The following is a 17,576-nucleotide window of genomic DNA, read 5'->3' on the forward strand; positions in this document are numbered from 1 at the left end:
AAAATAAAAAATCAAAAATAAATTAAAATGTCAAAAGTAAAATTAGGAATTAACGGATTCGGAAGAATTGGAAGAATTGTATTTAGAGAAACATTCAACAGAGATAATATTGAAGTAGTTGCCATCAATGATTTATTAGATGTAGATCATTTGGCTTACTTATTAAAATACGATTCAGTACATGGTCGTTTTAATGGAAAAGTAGAAGTTAAAGATGGACAATTATATGTTAATGACAAGTTTATTAGAGTTACAGCAGAAAGAGATCCTAAATTAATTAAATGGGATGACAAAAGTGTAGATGTTGATGTTGTAGCTGAATGTACAGGTATTTTCACTACATTAGAAACTGCTCAAGCTCATATTGATGGTGGTGCTAAGAAAGTAGTAATTTCTGCTCCATCTGCTGATGCTCCAATGTTTGTAATGGGAGTAAATCATAACGAAGTTAAAGCTACTGATACTATTGTTTCTAATGCTTCTTGTACAACAAACTGTTTAGCGCCATTAGCTAAAGTAATACACGATAATTTTGGAATTGTGGAAGGATTAATGACTACGGTTCATGCTTCAACTGCAACTCAAATGGTTGCCGATGGTCCATCAAGAAAAGACTGGAGAGGTGGTCGTGCTGCAAGTGTAAACATTATACCATCATCTACTGGAGCAGCTAAAGCGGTAGGAAAAGTAATTCCTGAATTAAACGGTAAACTTACTGGTATGTCGTTCCGTGTTCCTACAGTTGATGTTTCTGTAGTAGATTTAACGGTAAAATTAGAAAAAGAAACTTCTTACGAAGAAATCATGAAAGTACTTAAAAATGCTTCTGAAACTTCAATGAAAGGTATTTTAGGATTTACAGAAGATGATGTAGTTTCTCAAGATTTTGTTTCAGATTCTAGAACATCAATTGTTGATGCAAAAGCAGGAATTGGATTAAATTCTACTTTCTTTAAACTTGTTTCTTGGTACGATAATGAATATGGTTATTCTAGCAAATTAATTGATTTGTCAGTACATATTGCAAACTTATAATCCTTTGTAAAGAATATAGATAACAGACATTTGAATATAGATTTATTTACTATTTTCGTCTTTTATCTGTATTCTTTTTTTTATACTCAAACATTATGAAATTATTAGTTGACAGCGGATCTACTAAAGCCGATTGGATTGCTATTGATGATAATGGTAAAGTTTTATTTACCACTCAAACATTAGGATTAAATCCAGAAGTTTTAGAAAAAGACCAAATCATTCATCGCCTAGAAGAAAAATTTGATATTTCTCACAATAAACTAAAAGCAACTCATTTGTTTTTTTACGGAGCTGGATGCGGAACAGATAGAATGAAAAATCATCTTAGCGAAATTTTCGAAGAATATTTTGTTCATGCAAAAGTAGTAGTTCATGAAGATACTTATGCTGCGGTTTATGCGACTACTCCAAAAGATGAATCGGCAATTGTTTGTATTTTAGGAACAGGTTCAAATTGCAGTTATTTTGATAGCAAAGTACTTCATCAAAAAGTCCAATCATTAGGCTACATTGCCATGGATGATGGTTCAGGAAATCGATTTGGAAGACATTTAATTCGTGGCTATTATTTTAATTCTATGCCAGCTGAACTAGCAAAGGAGTTTGAAGAAGAGTACAATGTAGATGCTGATTATATCAAACATAATCTATACAAAGAAGCTAATCCGAATGCCTATTTGGCTACTTTTGCTAAATTCATTATCAAGCATAAAGATCATCCTTATTGTAAAAAAATAATTAAAAAGGAATTAAAGAAATTTACTAAAAACTATATCATGCAATTTGAAAATTGTAGAGAAGTTCCAGTACATTTCATTGGTTCAATTGCTTTTTATTTAAAAGATGAACTTACAGAAATTCTAAATAAATACGATATTAAAGTTGGAAATGTATTGCGAAGACCTATTGATGGATTAATTGCCTATCACATTTTAAACAAATAAATCAAATAGTATTAAAATTGTAAAATCTCAAATCAGTTCTCAAGGTTTGAGATTTTTTCTTTTTATATTTGTGTAAAATCATTGAATTCATGGAAATAGCCATTATAGCACATGACGGTAAAAAAGCAGATATGGTGCAATTCTTAAATAAGAACAAAGCCATTTTATCTAAAGAAAATATAAAAATTATCGCCACTGGAACCACCGGCGGAAGGGCAGAAGTAGCTGGTTTTAAAGTTAAGAAAATGCTTTCTGGTCCTTTAGGAGGTGATGCCCAAATTGCAGCACGAGTAGCAGAAGGAAAAACCAAAATGGTGTTGTTTTTCAAAGATCCAAATTCCAGTCACCCTCACGAAGCGGATATTAATATGCTAATTCGTATTTGTGACGTTCATAATGTGCCATTAGCTACTAATGAAGCTACAGCGCAATTATTGTTATTAGGATTAGAGGGTGTATGATTAATGTGATATTAAAAAATATCATTTTGAAATTATTTTCTTTTACGTAATAATCCTATCATTTGACCAATACCAATTCCTATGTAAGTTCTGTCTTTGTTTAATTGTATTAGTGGAGAAATGGTTAATCCATATAATCGTGAAAAAGGGAACTCTATTTTTGGATTAATTATCACACTAATTGTTGAATATTTTTTGTAATTCCATGTGTAATTTTCAGCTAAAAATCCATTATTAATTCTTACCCAATTTTCTGGTTCACTAATAATTGTATATCCTATTCCTAAAGAAAGATTAGCTCTAATAGTTCCACTTGGGTTAAGTTTATATATTTTCCCAACTCCAATTTGATAATTCTCTAATTGATCATAAGGATTTGCCGATCCAAAAAGTAAAACACCGGTTAAACCAGAAGAATAATCTTCGGGTTGTGATTTTGGTTTTCGTATATTTCCTGTATAACCAATTTTAAAACTATAATTTTCTTTATAGATATAGTTTAAATTAATATCAACCCCAATATAATTACCTAAATTTAGTTCACCTGAAGTATATAGTGCGTTGTTTTCTTTAAATTGAGCATTTATTGTAGCGTTAACAAATAAAAGAAAAACTAATGTTTTATAAAATGTGTTCATTGAAGCTAAATTAAAAAAAAAATCCTCACAAGTATAAATTGGAGGATTATATAAATATTAATAAATAGTTATTATTTTACCGCTATCATTGAAATTTCAATGTTTACATTTTTTGGTAAACAGGCAACTTGTACTGTTTCTCTGGCTGGAGCTGTTGCTTCATCAAAATAACTTCCGTAAACGGCATTTATTCTAGTGAAATCGCCCATATTCATAATGAAAATTGTAGTTTTAATTACGTTTTCAAACGTCATATCAGCGGCAGCTAAAACCGCTTTTAAGTTTTCCATTACTTGTTTGGTTTCTGTTTCAATATCATTTAAAACCAATTCCATAGTAGCAGGATCCAAAGCAATTTGCCCTGATGTGTATAAGGTGTTCCCAACTAAAATGGCTTGGTTATAAGGACCAATTGGTGCCGGAGCTTTTTCAGTAAATATTATTTTTTTCATATTGTTGTGGTTTGTTTATTGTCTAAAAACACGATCTGGTAATTGACGCTTGTCATATTTAATATCGCTTAATATAGATGACGAAATTCCTATGAAGAAGCCCCAATACGTATTGGTTCCAAAGGGTACCCAGTTAAAACTCATTCTCCAACTCTCTAAATCGCGCTCAAATCGTAATTGGGTAAACGTAACTCCTTTTTGTACAAAATCATAACCTGATGAAAATCCAACTTTCCATCTTGGAGCTAATTCAATATTTCCAGAAGCCATTAAAGAGTGTGAGGCAATTTCATCTTGTCTGTTGGTATTATTATAATTTAAGGAATAAGCAATTCGTAAATCCCATGGAAGTTTGGTATTGTACCATTCCGAATTCGTATCTTCTTTTTCGCCGTCTTTATCTTTACCAAATAAACTCTGACGATTATCACTTAAATCAGCTCCTACACCAAATAAATCGTCTCCTCGTCCTCCATTTTGAACATTTTGATCAGAAGTTTTACTCTTATCACCAAAACTTGAATTTGAAAAACTATAATTTAATGTAATATTTGCTCGTGGTAAGCGCAATAAGCTTCCTCCATTGTCAATATTTAATTTTTCAATTCTTCTTCCCGTATTATCTATTGCATAAGGATCTAATATTGCAGCAAAATTAATGTTCATTTTTTGTTTGAACAATTGTGTTCCACCACTAACCGAGATTTCCTTTAATTTTAATGAATCAGCATTAAAATCATAACGAGTAGAAAAGTTTAAGTTGTTCAACAACATTACTTTTTTAGTTTCTCCTTTTTTACTTTCTTTGTCCTTTACTTTAGCTTCAAAAGTATTACTAACCGAAATATTCATTGCATTTGAAATGCTATTGGATGGAGCACCAAAAATTCCATTGTCAAACCTTGTGTAATTACCAAAATTAATTCCGGTAGCATCTAAAGCATAACGTTCAAAATATTGATCAAAACTAGGAGTATATCCATAAGAAATATTTGGTCGAACAACATGTCTTATGGCTTCAATTTTTTTATCTTCTCCAAAATTAAATGTTCCATAGATTGTAGTTCCAATTCCTACGTTAAAGTTGTAGGTTCTAAAGGCATCAAACCCTTTTTGTTCAACCGTAACTACTTTGTTTTCAGTTGTACTGTAATATTTGTCAATAGTATTTAATGTCCAAACTTCATTATAATTAGCACTTGCAGTTACACTAAAATACTTGAATATTTTAAAGTTGGTACTAATTGGAATAGAGTGTTGAAATCCTGTTCTAGCATCTCTAAACATTTGAGGTTTAAAAAATAAAGAATCGGTTGTTCTAATTCTGTTTTCACCTCGAATATTATATTGTAAACTTATGTTTCTTATGATTCCTTTTTTAATTCCATCACCCGGAGAAAATGGAAAAATACGATCTACACTTGCTTGAAATGTAGGTAATGTCATATCTATTTGCTGGGTATTTGTATTTTGTGAATGGGTAGCTGATAACGACATGTTTACCTGAGGTACTGTTTGAAATGTTTTTGAATACGAAACAGAAGAACTCAAATTGTTGTTTATAGACGAACCAATGTTGTTTAAATTAACAGATTGTCTAAAATACTGACTACTTCCTAAATTCACAGAAGCAGAAAATCTCGAATTAGGTGAAGCTTTAGCATCTTGGTTATGCGACCATTGGATGTTATATTGTCTGGATTTTAAATAATCTGGAAAGCCTTTCTCACTTTGGATGTTATTTTCAAATCGTACATTAGCACGACCATTAAATTTATAGCGTTTTGCATAACTGGTTTCAGCCCGTAATCCATAACTTCCATTGGTGTAATAATCTCCTAGTATAGCTAAATCATAATGATCGCTTAATGCAAAATAATACCCACCGTTTTGTAAAAAATAACCTTGTTGGTTATTTTGTCCTGGTGTTGGCATAATAAATCCTGAAGTACTGGTTTCTGTCATTGGGAAATATCCAAAAGGCAACCAAATAGGAGTAGGGACATCAGCAATATACATTTGGGTAGAGTTAATTACTACCTTTTTCTTAGGAACAAATTTTACTCTTTTAACTAAAAAATAGTATTCAGGATCTTCAATATTAGTAGAAGTAGTCAATCGAGCATTCTTCATAAAATAAACCGAATCGTTTTCTTTTTTAGAAATTTCGGATTTTATATGCATCTCACCTTGTTGTGTTCTTGAATTCCAAACTTTAGCGCGCTCTGATTTGGTATGGAAAATAATAGAATCGGGTTCTACCACATTATCCCCTTGTTTAAACATCGGTCGCTGAATATAATTCCCTGCTGAGTCTTTTAATCTACCTGCGTAAACTAAGTTTTTCTCATAATCTAAAACAATTCTTCCAGCTTTTAGTTCAAAATCAGTATAATATATTTCAGCTTCGTCATGAAGAGTAACCGTTTTTTTCTTTTGATCTAATTTTTCATATTCCTTTGCTTTCATGTTAACCACACCATCTAAAAAAGGTTTTTTCTTTTTTGATGAATCAACAGCAGTAGAGTCTTTAACTTTTTTAATGTCCGATTTTGTTAGGGTAACCGTGTTTGGAATAGGGGTTTCTTGTGAGAAAATAGCGTTTGTTCCTAATAGTAGAAAAATTAATGAAAAAACGATATGAAATAACTTTGTATGCAATGCTTTTAATAGTATTTTTGTAAAAAATTGGCTCACTTTTTGAAGTGTCAAACTTACATATATTTTTTTGCAAAAATAATGTTTTAATAAAATTATAACTTATAAATACAAAGGTTATTAATTATGATTCAAAAAATAGTTACAAAAAAACTCCTTTTTTTACTACTTATATTGTCTTCATCTTTTGTTTTATCTCAAAATTCAACAAAATTTAAAGTGGTTTTAGATGCGGGTCATGGAGGTAAAGACCCTGGGACAATTAGAGGAAATATTAAAGAAAAAGATATTGCTCTTGATGTTGTTTTAAAATTAGGCAAGATTTTAGAAAAAAATAAAGACATAACGGTTGTTTATACCCGAAAATCAGATGTTTTTGTAGAATTAAGAGAAAGAGCTAATATCGCAAATAAAGCAAAAGCTAATTTGTTCATTTCGGTTCATTGCAATGGAGTGAAAAGTTCTCAAGCTAAAGGAACTGAAACTTTTGTAATGGGAATGTCTCGAACTGATACTAATTTAGATATATCAAAAAAGGAGAATGGTGTAATTTTCTTAGAGGAAGATTATAATGAAAAATACAAAGGATTTGATCCTAATAACCCAGCAACATTAATGGGATTAAAAATCTTGCAAGAAGAATTTTTAAATCAAAGTATTGAATTAGCTTCTAACATTGAAAATAATTTTATTACCGAAAACAAACGTTATTCAAGAGGTGTAAAGCAGCAACCTATTTGGGTTTTAGATGCAACGGTAATGCCAGGAGTATTAATTGAATTGGGTTTTGTTTCACATCCAGAAGAAGGTCTATATCTAAATTCTGATAAAGGGAAAGACGAAATGGCACAGTCGATTTCAAATGCTATCATTTCATACAAGAATAAATTTCACAGTGCTAGTGATGTAATTGAACAACAAAATAGTACTGATGCAGATAAAGACGTAACTTTTGATTCAACATCATCATCAAATAAGAACGATAAAGATGATAAACCTACGGAAAAAGTTCTTTATAAAGTTCAAATTTGTGCTCTAAGTAAAAAAGTTGCTACAAAATCTTCTAATTTTAAAGGATTAAAACCTATAACTTACAAAAGAGAGAAGAAAATATATAAGTATTATTACGGTAAAGAATCTGATTATGATACTTGTAAATTAAAATTAGAAGAGGCAAAAAATAAAGGATTTACTTCGGCATTTATTGTTAAATTCACAAACTAATTATGATTCAGATGTTTAAAAAATCTTTATTAGGATTTTGTGCCCTTTTTTTTACATGGGGATTCGGGCAAACACAAAAGTTTAAAGTAGTCCTTGATGCTGGTCATGGAGGTAAAGATTATGGCGCGGTTTATCATGGTAATATTGAAAAGAATATTGCCTTGCAGACTGTGCTAAAGGTTGGTGCTATCCTAGAAAAAGATCCACAAATAGAAGTGGTTTATACGCGAAAATCAGATGTATTCATAGAATTACAACAAAGAGCTACAATTGCTAATAAATCAAAAGGAAGCATTTTTGTTTCTATGCATTGTAATGCAAATAAGAATCAAGCAGCCTCAGGTAATGAAACTTATGTTATGGGGATAACTCGTAATGCTTCAAATTTAGAAGTTGCTAAAAGCGAAAATGAGGTAGTTACTTTAGAAACCGATTATAAGATTAAATATGATGGATTTGATCCTAATTCTCCTGAATCAGTTATTGGAATTTCTATACTTCAAGAAGAATATCTTGATCAAAGTATTGAATTAGCAGGTAGAGTTCAAGAATTTTTTACCAAAAAAACAAGTAATAAAAATAGAGGTGTAAAACAAGCTGGATTTTTAGTTTTACGCCAAATTACAATGCCTCGTGTTTTAATAGAAATGGGTTTTGTTTCCAATAAAGAAGAAGGTGAATTCTTAAATTCTGAGCAAGGACAAAACAAATTGGCTGAAGCTATTGCAGGTGCCATTTTAGATTATAAAAATGAATTTTTTAACCCTACTAATAGTAATAGTGTTAAGGAGGAAATAAAAGTAGTTGAGGAAAAACCAGAACCTACAATTGAAAAAAATATTCCAGCAAAATCAAATGACAAAGGAATTGTTTTCAAAATTCAAATTTCTGCGAGTTCTAAAGAATTGGCAACAGTACCATCTAATTTTAAAGGATTAAGTCCAATTTCAGTTGAAAAATCTGGAAAGCTTTATAAATACTTTTATGCAGCTGAAAATGATTACAAAATTGCTAAGCAAAAATTAGAAGAAGCAAAAGAAAAAGGATATACATCAGCATTCATAGTTGCTTATAAAGACGGAATAAAAATAAGCATAACTGATGCAATAAAATAAAATAAAAGTTTATTTTTGTTAAAAATTATAACGCTTTGAAACTAACAAAAGAAATCAAAACCGCTATCCTCGTAATTACTTCCATTTTACTTTTCATTTGGGGATATAATTTTTTAAAAGGAAAAGACTTATTTGATAGTAGTACTCGAGTTTATGTAGAATATGACAACGTTGCAGGTCTTGTAGATTCTGCTCCTGTAACATTAAACGGATTGGCTATTGGAAAAGTAAATTCTATTACTATTCAACCTAATGGAAAATTATTAGTTGAAATGCAAATTACGACGGATTTTCCTATTGCGAAATCAAGTATTGCCGAAATTTATGATTCAGGTTTAGTGGGGGGAAGACAAATTGCTATTAAACCAAATTTTCAAGATAAAGAATATATCAAATCAGGTGATTATTTAAAAGCAAGTAGTAAATTAGGAATAACTGATGCTTTAGCACAACAATTAGAGCCACTTCAATTTAAAGTGCAAAAGTTATTAGATAATGCTGATGTTTTGTTCACAAACATTAATGAGATATTAGATGAAAAAACAAAACAAAATCTAAAAAATAGTATAGCTGAATTGAATAAAACACTTTCAGAATTTAGTGAGGTTTCAAAAAATGTTAATGAAATGCTTGCTGATAATAAATCAAAAATCAATTCAACAATGGCTAACTTAGACAAAACGTCTGCAAATTTTTCTAAGATTTCTGATTCTTTAGCCCAAGCTAATTTAGGTCAAACAGTTAAAAACTTAGAAAAAACATTAGCTAGTGTTGATAAAATCATGGCCGAAATTGAAAAAGGAAACGGAACCATGGGCAAATTGTTTAAAGACGATGCTATGTACAATAATTTCAATAAGACTTCAAAAGAATTAGAATTGTTGTTACAAGATTTAAGATTAAATCCAACACGCTATGTTAATGTTTCTCTTTTTGGAAAGAAAAACAAACCTTATGTAGCTCCCGTAAACGATACAATTAAAAAGTAAATTTTATACGATGCAATTTTTAGATAATATTTTCTTCGCATTGCTTTTAGCAGCAGGTATTGGTTATTTTGCAATCAATGTTAAAAAACTAATTCGTAATATTAAACTAGGTCAGGATGTAGATCGTAGTGATAATCCATCTGCAAGATGGAAAAACATGACGATGGTTGCTTTAGGGCAATCTAAAATGGTAAAACGTCCTATTGCTGGATTTTTACATATTGTAGTATATGTTGGTTTCGTAATCATCAATATTGAAGTTATTGAAATCATAATTGACGGACTTTTTGGAACACACCGAGTATTATCATTCATGGGCGGATTTTATGACGTATTAATTGGTTCGTTTGAAATTCTTGCCTTCTTGGTTTTAGTAGCCGTTGTAGTTTTTTGGATAAGAAGAAATGTTACCAAATTAGCTCGATTTACAAGCTCAGATTTAAAAGGACAACCTAAAAATGATGCCAACTATATTTTATATTTTGAAATGGTATTAATGACGTTGTTCTTAGTTATGAATGCGGCTGATTTCCATTTGCAAAACTTAGGAATAGGACATTATAATCAAGCGGGTAGTTTTCCTATTTCTCAATTCATTGCTCCAATGTTCAATGGTATGAGTGAAGGTTTGGTAGTAATAATTGAAAGAACTGCTTGGTGGTTACACATTGCCGGAATCTTAGTTTTCTTAAATTATTTATATTATTCAAAACATTTACATATTTTACTTGCATTCCCTAATACATTTTATGCTGATTTAAACGCAAAAGGGAAATTAAATAACTTAGAAAGTGTTACAAAAGAAGTAAAATTAATGATGGATCCTAATGCTGACCCTTTTGCGGCTCCAGCCAATCCTGATGCTGTTCCAGCAAAATTTGGTGCTTCTGATGTTCAAGATTTAAATTGGGTACAATTATTAAATGCATACAGTTGTACAGAATGTGGTCGTTGTACTTCATCATGTCCGGCAAACCAAACAGGTAAAAAATTATCGCCTCGTAAGATTATGATGGATACTCGTGATCGTTTAGAGGAAGTAGGAAGAAATATCGATTTAAATAAAGGTGTTTTTGTTGATGATGGTAAATCATTATTGAATGATTACATCACTCCAGAAGAATTATGGGCTTGTACTACTTGTAATGCTTGTGTGGAAGAGTGTCCAATAAACATTAGTCCATTATCTATTATTATCGAAATGCGTCGTTATTTAGTAATGGAACAAAGTGCTGCACCAATGGAATTAAACAATATGATGAGTAATATTGAAAACAATGGTGCTCCTTGGCAATACAATCAAATGGATCGTTTAAATTGGGTTAATGAATAAAAAATTAGATGTAGTGAAATCACGTCTAATTTTGATTTAAAAATATAAAACATGATGTCAGAAAATTTAATAGTGCCAACAATGGCCGAAATGATGGCTGAAGGAAAACAACCTGAGATTTTATTTTGGGTAGGTTCTGCTGGTAGTTTCGATGACAGAGCAAAAAAAATAACCAGAGCTTTTGTTAAAATATTAAATAAAGCAAATGTAAATTTTGCAGTTCTAGGTACCGAAGAAAGTTGTACAGGTGATGTAGCAAAAAGAGCTGGGAATGAATTTTTATTTCAAATGCAAGCTTTGATGAATATTGAATTGCTAAATGCATACGAAGTAAAAAAAATTGTTACTTGTGATCCACATTCTTTTAACTGTTTAAAGAATGAATACCCTAGTTTAGGTGGAAATTATGAAGTTATTCATCACACACAATTTATTCAACAGCTTTTAAAAGAAGGGCGTATCAGCTTTAATAAAGAAACGTATAAAGGTAGTCGTATTACATTTCATGATCCATGTTATTTAGGTAGAGCTAATAATGAATATCAGGCGCCTAGAGAAATTCTATCACAAACCAATGCTCAAATTGTTGAGATGAAACGTAGTAAAAGTTCTGCTTTATGTTGTGGAGCTGGTGGTGCTCAAATGTTTAAAGAACCTGAAAAAGGAAATATGGAAATTAATGTTTTAAGAACTCAAGACGCACTTGAAACAACTCCAAATATTATTGCAACAGGTTGTCCTTATTGTAATACAATGATGACAGATGGTGTAAAATTTGCACACAAAGAAAACGAAGTTAAAGTACTCGATATCGCTGAAATAATTGCTAACGCTCAAAATTTATAAAATGAAAAAATTCTTATTACTATTAATCCTAGTTGGAAACGTAACTCTTGCTCAAAAATTAACAAAAGATCAGTTAGCAGAAAAATTAGGTGATAAAGCATGTGAGTGTGTTGGAAAACAAGAAATTACTAAAGAAAATTTCGAATTAACTATTGGAATTTGTCTTTTAGAAGCCATCAGTTCGTATGAAAAGGACGTAGAAAAATACTACGGTAAAGATATCATTACTAATGAAGCTAAAATGGAAGAGTTAGGATATGATGTAGGAAAAAAAATGGCATTAAAATGTCCGAGTGCTTTTAAATTTATGTTAGGTGATGATAGTTCATCTGATGAAGATACAACAGAACCTGATTTATTTGTTTCAGGAAAACTTTCAGAACTTCATTTTGATCAATTCTTAACGTTTTCAATTAAAGAAGATTCAGGAAAGAATAATCAATTTATCCTTTTAAGTAGTTTTGAAAATTCATTCTTATTAACAGATAAAGTATTAAAAGTAGCTGATGCTGTTGAAGTTTCATATTATGAAATGGAGTTGTTTGATGCTAAATTAGGCAAATTTGTTACGTATAAAATAGTTACTGATATTATAAAAAAATAATCATGTTTGTACCATTTGAGACCTTACCAGAAGAATCAAAAATTTGGATTTATCAATCTAATAGAAAGTTTTCTGATGAAGAAATTCAAGAAATTGAAACGGAATTAAAGATTTTCTTGGATAATTGGTCTTCACACGGTCAAAGTCTTGAAGCTTCATTTATAACACGATACAATCGTTTTATAATCATTGCAGTAAATCAAAATGTGCAAGCAGCAACAGGTTGTTCAATAGATGCTTCAGTTCAATTCATACAAAGTTTAGAACAAAAATATAATGTAGATTTATTAGACAAAATGAATGTTACATTTAAAGTAGGAGAACACGTTGCTTTTAAACCACTTATCGAATTTAAAAAAATGGCAAAAGAAAAAGCCGTTTCGGAAAACACGATTGTATTTAATAATTTATTGAATACGTTAGGTGAGTTAAACGATTTTTGGGAAGTTCCTGCAAGTGAAAGTTGGCATAATCGATTTTTTTAATACTTCTTACATTAACTTTCATGGATAGCGAGATTTTTTTGTTGAATATTTCGGGTCAAGATAAACCCGGATTAACTTCATCTTTAACCGCAGTTTTAGCTGAATATGATGCTAAAATTTTAGATATTGGTCAAGCAAATATTCATAATACGTTGTCTTTAGGGATATTATTTCAAATAAAATCGGGTAAAAAGTCTGCTGCTGTTCTTAAAGATTTATTATTTAAATCGTATGAATTAGGTATTAAAGCTAAGTTTACACCTGTAGCATTAGAGGATTATGAAAACTGGGTAAATTTACAAGGTAAAGATCGCTACATTGTTACACTTTTAGGAGATAAATTAACCGCTGAGCACATTTCTCAAGTTACAAAAGTTATATCTGAAAAGAATTTGAATATTGATGCAATTAAACGTCTAACTGGAAGAACTTCTCTTGTAAAGGAAGACGATTATCCGAGAGCTTGTATTCAATTATCTATTAGAGGTGCTATTCAAGATAAATCTGAATTCACTTCTAAATTCATGCAAATTTCAAGTGAATTAGATTTAGATATTGCCTTTCAAGAAGATAATATTTTTAGAAGAAACAGACGTTTGGTTTGCTTTGATATGGACTCAACACTTATTCAAACCGAAGTTATTGATGAATTAGCTGAACTAGCTGGAGTTGGAAAACAAGTAAAAGCAATCACCGAATCAGCCATGCAAGGTGAAATTGATTTCCAAGAGAGTTTCAAACAACGTATGTTGCTTTTAAAAGGCTTAAAAGAAGAAGTTTTAAAAGAAGTTGCAATTAATTTACCAATAACCAAAGGAGCTAGACGTTTAATAGATACTTTAAAATCATACGGATTCAAAACCGCAATTTTATCGGGTGGATTTACTTACTTTGGTAAATATTTACAAAATGAACTTGGTATTGATTATGTTTATGCAAATGAACTAGAAATTAAAGATGGAGTTCTAACTGGAGGTTATGTAGGCGATATTGTAGATGGTAATAAAAAAGCCGAATATTTAAAAGAAATTGCTCAAAAAGAAGGTATTCACATTAACCAAACAATCGCTGTTGGTGACGGTGCTAACGATTTACCAATGTTAAATTTAGCAGGTTTAGGAATTGCGTTTCATGCCAAACCAAAAGTTAAAGATAATGCGCAAAGTTCAATTTCGAGCATTGGTTTAGATGGTGTTTTATATCTTCTAGGGTATCACGATCGTCATATCGATTTATTTCAATAATCGTATCAATTTTTTAGTTGATAAATTTCTCATAAATAATACTTAAAAATGGGTTATTTAATTTTATCTCAAAATTATTTAGCCTAAATTTAAACCCTTAAATTCAAAGTTTTATTTATGCGATATTTATACTTGCTATTATGCGGAATAGCAGCATTAAACATAGCCTTTTCTCAAAATAATACCCATCAATTTAAATCGTCTAAACTAGAACAACAAGTTTGGGTAGATAGTGTGTACAACCAATTTTCTTTTGAGGAAAAAGTGGGACAATTGTTCATGGTTGCTGCTTATTCAAATAAAGACGAAGCGCATAATAAATCAATAGATAAACTAGTTGAAGATTACAAAATAGGAGGATTAATCTTCTTTCAAGGCGGACCAGTTCGTCAAGCGAAGTTAACCAATCGTTATCAAGCAAAAGCTAAAGTGCCTTTGTTTATTGGAATTGATGCCGAATGGGGTTTAAGCATGCGATTAGATTCTACTTATCGTTATCCTTGGAACATGACTCTTGGTGCTATTCAAGACATGAAGTTGATTGAAAAAACAGGAAATCAAATGGGTAAGCAATCAAAACGAATGGGAATTCATTTTAATTTTGCCCCTGTTGTGGATATCAATACCAATCCAAAAAATCCAATTATTGGAAATCGTTCTTTTGGTGAAACAAAAGAAAATGTAACTGAAAGAGCCTTAGCATTAATGAAAGGCTTACAAGACGAAGGAGTTTATGCAACAGCAAAGCATTTTCCAGGTCATGGTGATACTTCAACGGATTCACATCATACATTACCAGTAGTAAATTTCGACAAAAATCGAATAAACGAGGTAGAGTTATATCCGTATAAAGAATTGATTAAAAACGGATTAACTAGTATTATGGTGGCTCATTTGAATGTGCCAAGTTTAGAACCTAGAGCAAATTATCCAACATCCATTTCCTATCCAGTTGTTACGGATATTTTGAAAAAACAACTTCAATTTGAAGGGTTAATTTTTACCGATGCCTTGAATATGAAAGGCGCTAGTAATTTTAAAAAACCGGGTGATATAGATTTAGAAGCCTTTTTGGCCGGAAATGATGTGCTACTTTTTGCTGAAAATGTTCCAGTTGCAGTAAAAAAATTCAAAGAAGCTTATGATAAGGGGACAATTACCGAAGAACGTTTAATGTATTCGGTAAAAAAGATATTATCTTATAAATACAAAGCAAATCTTAATCAATATCAACCAATTAATTTAGATAATTTATACCAAGATTTAAATGCTGTTGAATATGATGCATTAAATTATAAATTATATGAAAATGCAGTAACTGTAATTAAAAATCACGATAAATTAGTTCCGGTACGAGATATTGAAAAAGAGAAAATAGCTTACATCAAATTAGGAAATGATGCATCTGATACTTTTTTGACCCATTTAAGAAATTATGCATCAATAAGCGAAATAACGAATAAAAATTTAGATTCGGTTTTAGTCCAATTGCAAGATTATACAAAAGTAATTATAGGGTATCACAAAGCAGATGGAGCCTGGAAAAATCATAATTTTAGTTTTAAAGAAATGTTGTGGATTAACCAAATTTCGAAGCAAAATGATGTGATTTTAACCTGCTTTACCAAACCATATTCTTTAACTAATTTAAAGAACTTTGAAGATATCGAAACAATTATTGTGGCTTACCAAAACAATCCAATTGCTCAAACTATTGCACCTCAAATTATCTTTGGTTCTATGGGAGCAAAAGGAAAATTACCTGTTTCAATTGATGACGAATTTAAAGTTAATGAAGGAATTGAAACTTTAGAAATCAAACGTTTAGGATTTACAATTCCTGAAAATGTGGGAATGAATTCTAAAGTATTAACAAAAATTGATTCAATTGCTAATTATGCTATTTCAAGAAAAATGACACCTGGTATTCAGGTAGTTGTAGCTCGAAAAGGAAAAGTAATTTACCAAAAGTCATTCGGAAATCACACCTATGAATCCAATCAAAAGGTAAGTAATACTGATGTGTATGATATTGCATCCTTGACGAAAATTATTGCTACATTACCAAACGTAATGAAAGAATTTGATCAAGGGCATTTGACTTTAGAAACGAAGTTAAAAAACATGTTGCCTATAGCTAAAAATTCAAACAAAGCTAATGCTACAATTTTAGATATGCTTACACATCAAGCACGTTTTCAACCTTGGATTCCATTTTACAAAGCCACTTTAGATAGTTTAAACCGACCAAGTACACATTTTTACAGAAGTGAATTTTCTGAAGAATTTCCAACTCCAGTTGCCAATAAATTATTTTTAATTAAAGATTACAATGACACTATTGTAAAAACAATTATAGACAGTGATTTATTACCCAAAAAACAGTATAAATACAGCGATTTCTCTTTTATTTTATTCAAAGAATATTTAGAATTTCACAATAAAAAAACACTAGATGAATTAGCTCATACTAACTTTTTTGCCCCTTTAGGAGCTAATTCAATTATGTATAATCCGTTGAGAAAAATAAATATTAATCATATCGTTCCAACAGAGAACGATACCTATTTTAGACATCAATTAATTCAAGGACATGTTCATGATATGGCAGCCGCTATGCAAGGTGGTATATCGGGGCATGCGGGATTATTTGCTAATGCTTTGGATGTTGCTAAAATGATGCAAATGTATCTTCAAAAAGGAACTTATGGTGGCAAAACGTATATTTCAGAAAACACAATAAATACTTTTAATACATGTTATTTCTGTAAAGATGGAAATAGAAGAGGAGTTGGGTTTGATAAACCCCAATTAGGAAATGAAGGGCCTACATGTGGTTGTGTTTCTTTAACAAGTTTCGGACATACAGGATTTACGGGAACGATGACTTGGGCCGACCCAGAAAAAGAAATTGTTTATGTTTTCTTATCCAATAGAACTTTTCCTGATTCTAACGCTTCAAATAAATTATCGAAGGAAAATATTAGAGAAAATATTCAAAAAGTTATTTACGAAGCGATTGTTGAGTAATTTTTGTAAATTTAGACTATAAACGTATTAACATGACATCAAAAGCAGTAACAGTAGAACAATACATCAATGAAGCTCCTGAAGATAGAAGAGAAGCATTACAAAAACTACGTCATATTATTTTAGAAAATCTTCCAGAAGGTTTTCAAGAAGGAATTGGATATGGAATGATTGGGTATTTTGTACCGCATTCAATCTATCCAGCAGGTTATCATTGTACTCCTGAGTTGCCTTTGCCATTTATGTCTTTTGCAAGTCAAAAAAATAGTATTAATTTCTATCACATGGGAATTTATGCCAATCCTGAATTGTATGATTGGTTTGTAACTGAATACCCAAAACATTCAAAACAAAAATTAGATATTGGTAAAAGTTGTTTGCGCATCAAAAAACCAGAGAATATTCCGTTTGAATTAATTGGGGAATTAGTAAAAAAAGTTACTGTTGCAGATTGGATAGCTACTTACGAAGCAGCTTTTAAAAAATAATTTAACGTATGTTTTAGAGTTACCAAT

Annotated in this window: 16 protein-coding genes; 13 read left to right on the plus strand and 3 right to left on the minus strand. The window is 30.6% G+C overall.

Features of this window, described 5'->3' with window-relative positions; all coding sequences use genetic code 11:
- The first annotated feature begins 27 nt into the window (after nt 1-27).
- From gap to LOS86_RS06425, 3 genes are all read left to right on the plus strand, one after another.
- Complete coding sequence (gap, locus tag LOS86_RS06415; RefSeq protein ID WP_231843789.1) at nt 28-1,035, plus strand: type I glyceraldehyde-3-phosphate dehydrogenase; 1,008 nt, start codon at nt 28-30, stop codon at nt 1,033-1,035.
- Between the two features lie 95 nt (nt 1,036-1,130).
- Nucleotides 1,131-1,982 (plus strand): BadF/BadG/BcrA/BcrD ATPase family protein, encoded by an 852-nt coding sequence (locus LOS86_RS06420; RefSeq protein WP_231843790.1) that lies wholly within the window; start codon nt 1,131-1,133, stop codon nt 1,980-1,982.
- Nucleotides 1,983-2,071: 89 nt separating this feature from the next.
- Nucleotides 2,072-2,443 carry a methylglyoxal synthase gene (locus tag LOS86_RS06425; protein WP_231843791.1) on the plus strand — a complete coding sequence of 124 codons (372 nt, stop codon included), beginning with the start codon at nt 2,072-2,074 and terminating at the stop codon, nt 2,441-2,443.
- 32 nt (nt 2,444-2,475) lie between these two features.
- Here LOS86_RS06425 and LOS86_RS06430 read toward each other — a convergent pair whose 3' ends face one another.
- The 3 genes from LOS86_RS06430 to LOS86_RS06440 all read right to left on the minus strand — a co-directional run bounded on the left by LOS86_RS06430 (nt 2,476) and on the right by LOS86_RS06440 (nt 6,245).
- Nucleotides 2,476-3,081: a hypothetical protein gene (locus LOS86_RS06430; RefSeq protein ID WP_231843792.1), complete on the minus strand. Its 606-nt coding sequence runs from the start codon at nt 3,079-3,081 to the stop codon at nt 2,476-2,478.
- Between the two features lie 71 nt (nt 3,082-3,152).
- Nucleotides 3,153-3,533 carry a RidA family protein gene (locus LOS86_RS06435; protein WP_231843793.1) on the minus strand — a complete coding sequence of 127 codons (381 nt, stop codon included), beginning with the start codon at nt 3,531-3,533 and terminating at the stop codon, nt 3,153-3,155.
- Between the two features lie 15 nt (nt 3,534-3,548).
- Nucleotides 3,549-6,245 carry a putative LPS assembly protein LptD gene (locus tag LOS86_RS06440; RefSeq protein WP_231843794.1) on the minus strand — a complete coding sequence of 899 codons (2,697 nt, stop codon included), beginning with the start codon at nt 6,243-6,245 and terminating at the stop codon, nt 3,549-3,551.
- 72 nt (nt 6,246-6,317) lie between these two features.
- Here LOS86_RS06440 and LOS86_RS06445 point away from each other — a divergent pair, with 72 nt between their 5' ends.
- From LOS86_RS06445 to LOS86_RS06490, 10 genes are all read left to right on the plus strand, one after another.
- Nucleotides 6,318-7,415 (plus strand): N-acetylmuramoyl-L-alanine amidase family protein, encoded by a 1,098-nt coding sequence (locus tag LOS86_RS06445; RefSeq protein WP_231843795.1) that lies wholly within the window; start codon nt 6,318-6,320, stop codon nt 7,413-7,415.
- Between the two features lie 11 nt (nt 7,416-7,426).
- Nucleotides 7,427-8,530 (plus strand): N-acetylmuramoyl-L-alanine amidase family protein, encoded by a 1,104-nt coding sequence (locus LOS86_RS06450; RefSeq protein ID WP_231843796.1) that lies wholly within the window; start codon nt 7,427-7,429, stop codon nt 8,528-8,530.
- Nucleotides 8,531-8,565: 35 nt separating this feature from the next.
- Nucleotides 8,566-9,519 carry an MlaD family protein gene (locus LOS86_RS06455; RefSeq protein ID WP_231843797.1) on the plus strand — a complete coding sequence of 318 codons (954 nt, stop codon included), beginning with the start codon at nt 8,566-8,568 and terminating at the stop codon, nt 9,517-9,519.
- 10 nt (nt 9,520-9,529) lie between these two features.
- Entirely contained in the window at nt 9,530-10,852 is a 1,323-nt protein-coding gene (locus LOS86_RS06460; protein WP_231843798.1) for a 4Fe-4S dicluster domain-containing protein, read from the plus strand.
- Between the two features lie 54 nt (nt 10,853-10,906).
- Nucleotides 10,907-11,698 carry a (Fe-S)-binding protein gene (locus LOS86_RS06465; RefSeq protein WP_231843919.1) on the plus strand — a complete coding sequence of 264 codons (792 nt, stop codon included), beginning with the start codon at nt 10,907-10,909 and terminating at the stop codon, nt 11,696-11,698.
- A 1-nt stretch (nt 11,699) separates the two neighbouring features.
- On the plus strand, nt 11,700-12,302 hold the full coding sequence (locus LOS86_RS06470) for a hypothetical protein (RefSeq protein WP_231843799.1): 603 nt from the start codon (nt 11,700-11,702) through the stop codon (nt 12,300-12,302).
- 2 nt (nt 12,303-12,304) lie between these two features.
- The gene (locus tag LOS86_RS06475) at nt 12,305-12,787 is read left to right on the plus strand and encodes an ABC transporter ATPase (RefSeq protein ID WP_231843800.1); all 483 of its coding nucleotides are present in this window, start codon (nt 12,305-12,307) and stop codon (nt 12,785-12,787) included.
- A 20-nt stretch (nt 12,788-12,807) separates the two neighbouring features.
- Nucleotides 12,808-14,031, plus strand: a complete 1,224-nt coding sequence (gene serB / locus LOS86_RS06480) for a phosphoserine phosphatase SerB (RefSeq protein WP_231843801.1) — start codon at nt 12,808-12,810, stop codon at nt 14,029-14,031.
- Nucleotides 14,032-14,148: 117 nt separating this feature from the next.
- Nucleotides 14,149-17,061, plus strand: coding sequence for a serine hydrolase domain-containing protein (locus LOS86_RS06485; protein WP_231843802.1), 2,913 nt, complete (start codon nt 14,149-14,151; stop codon nt 17,059-17,061).
- A gap of 32 nt (nt 17,062-17,093) precedes the next feature.
- Nucleotides 17,094-17,549 carry a DUF1801 domain-containing protein gene (locus LOS86_RS06490; RefSeq protein ID WP_231843803.1) on the plus strand — a complete coding sequence of 152 codons (456 nt, stop codon included), beginning with the start codon at nt 17,094-17,096 and terminating at the stop codon, nt 17,547-17,549.
- Nucleotides 17,550-17,576: the final 27 nt, after the last annotated feature.

It is taken from the genome of Flavobacterium cyclinae, assembly GCF_021172145.1.
Lineage (GTDB): Bacteria > Bacteroidota > Bacteroidia > Flavobacteriales > Flavobacteriaceae > Flavobacterium > Flavobacterium cyclinae.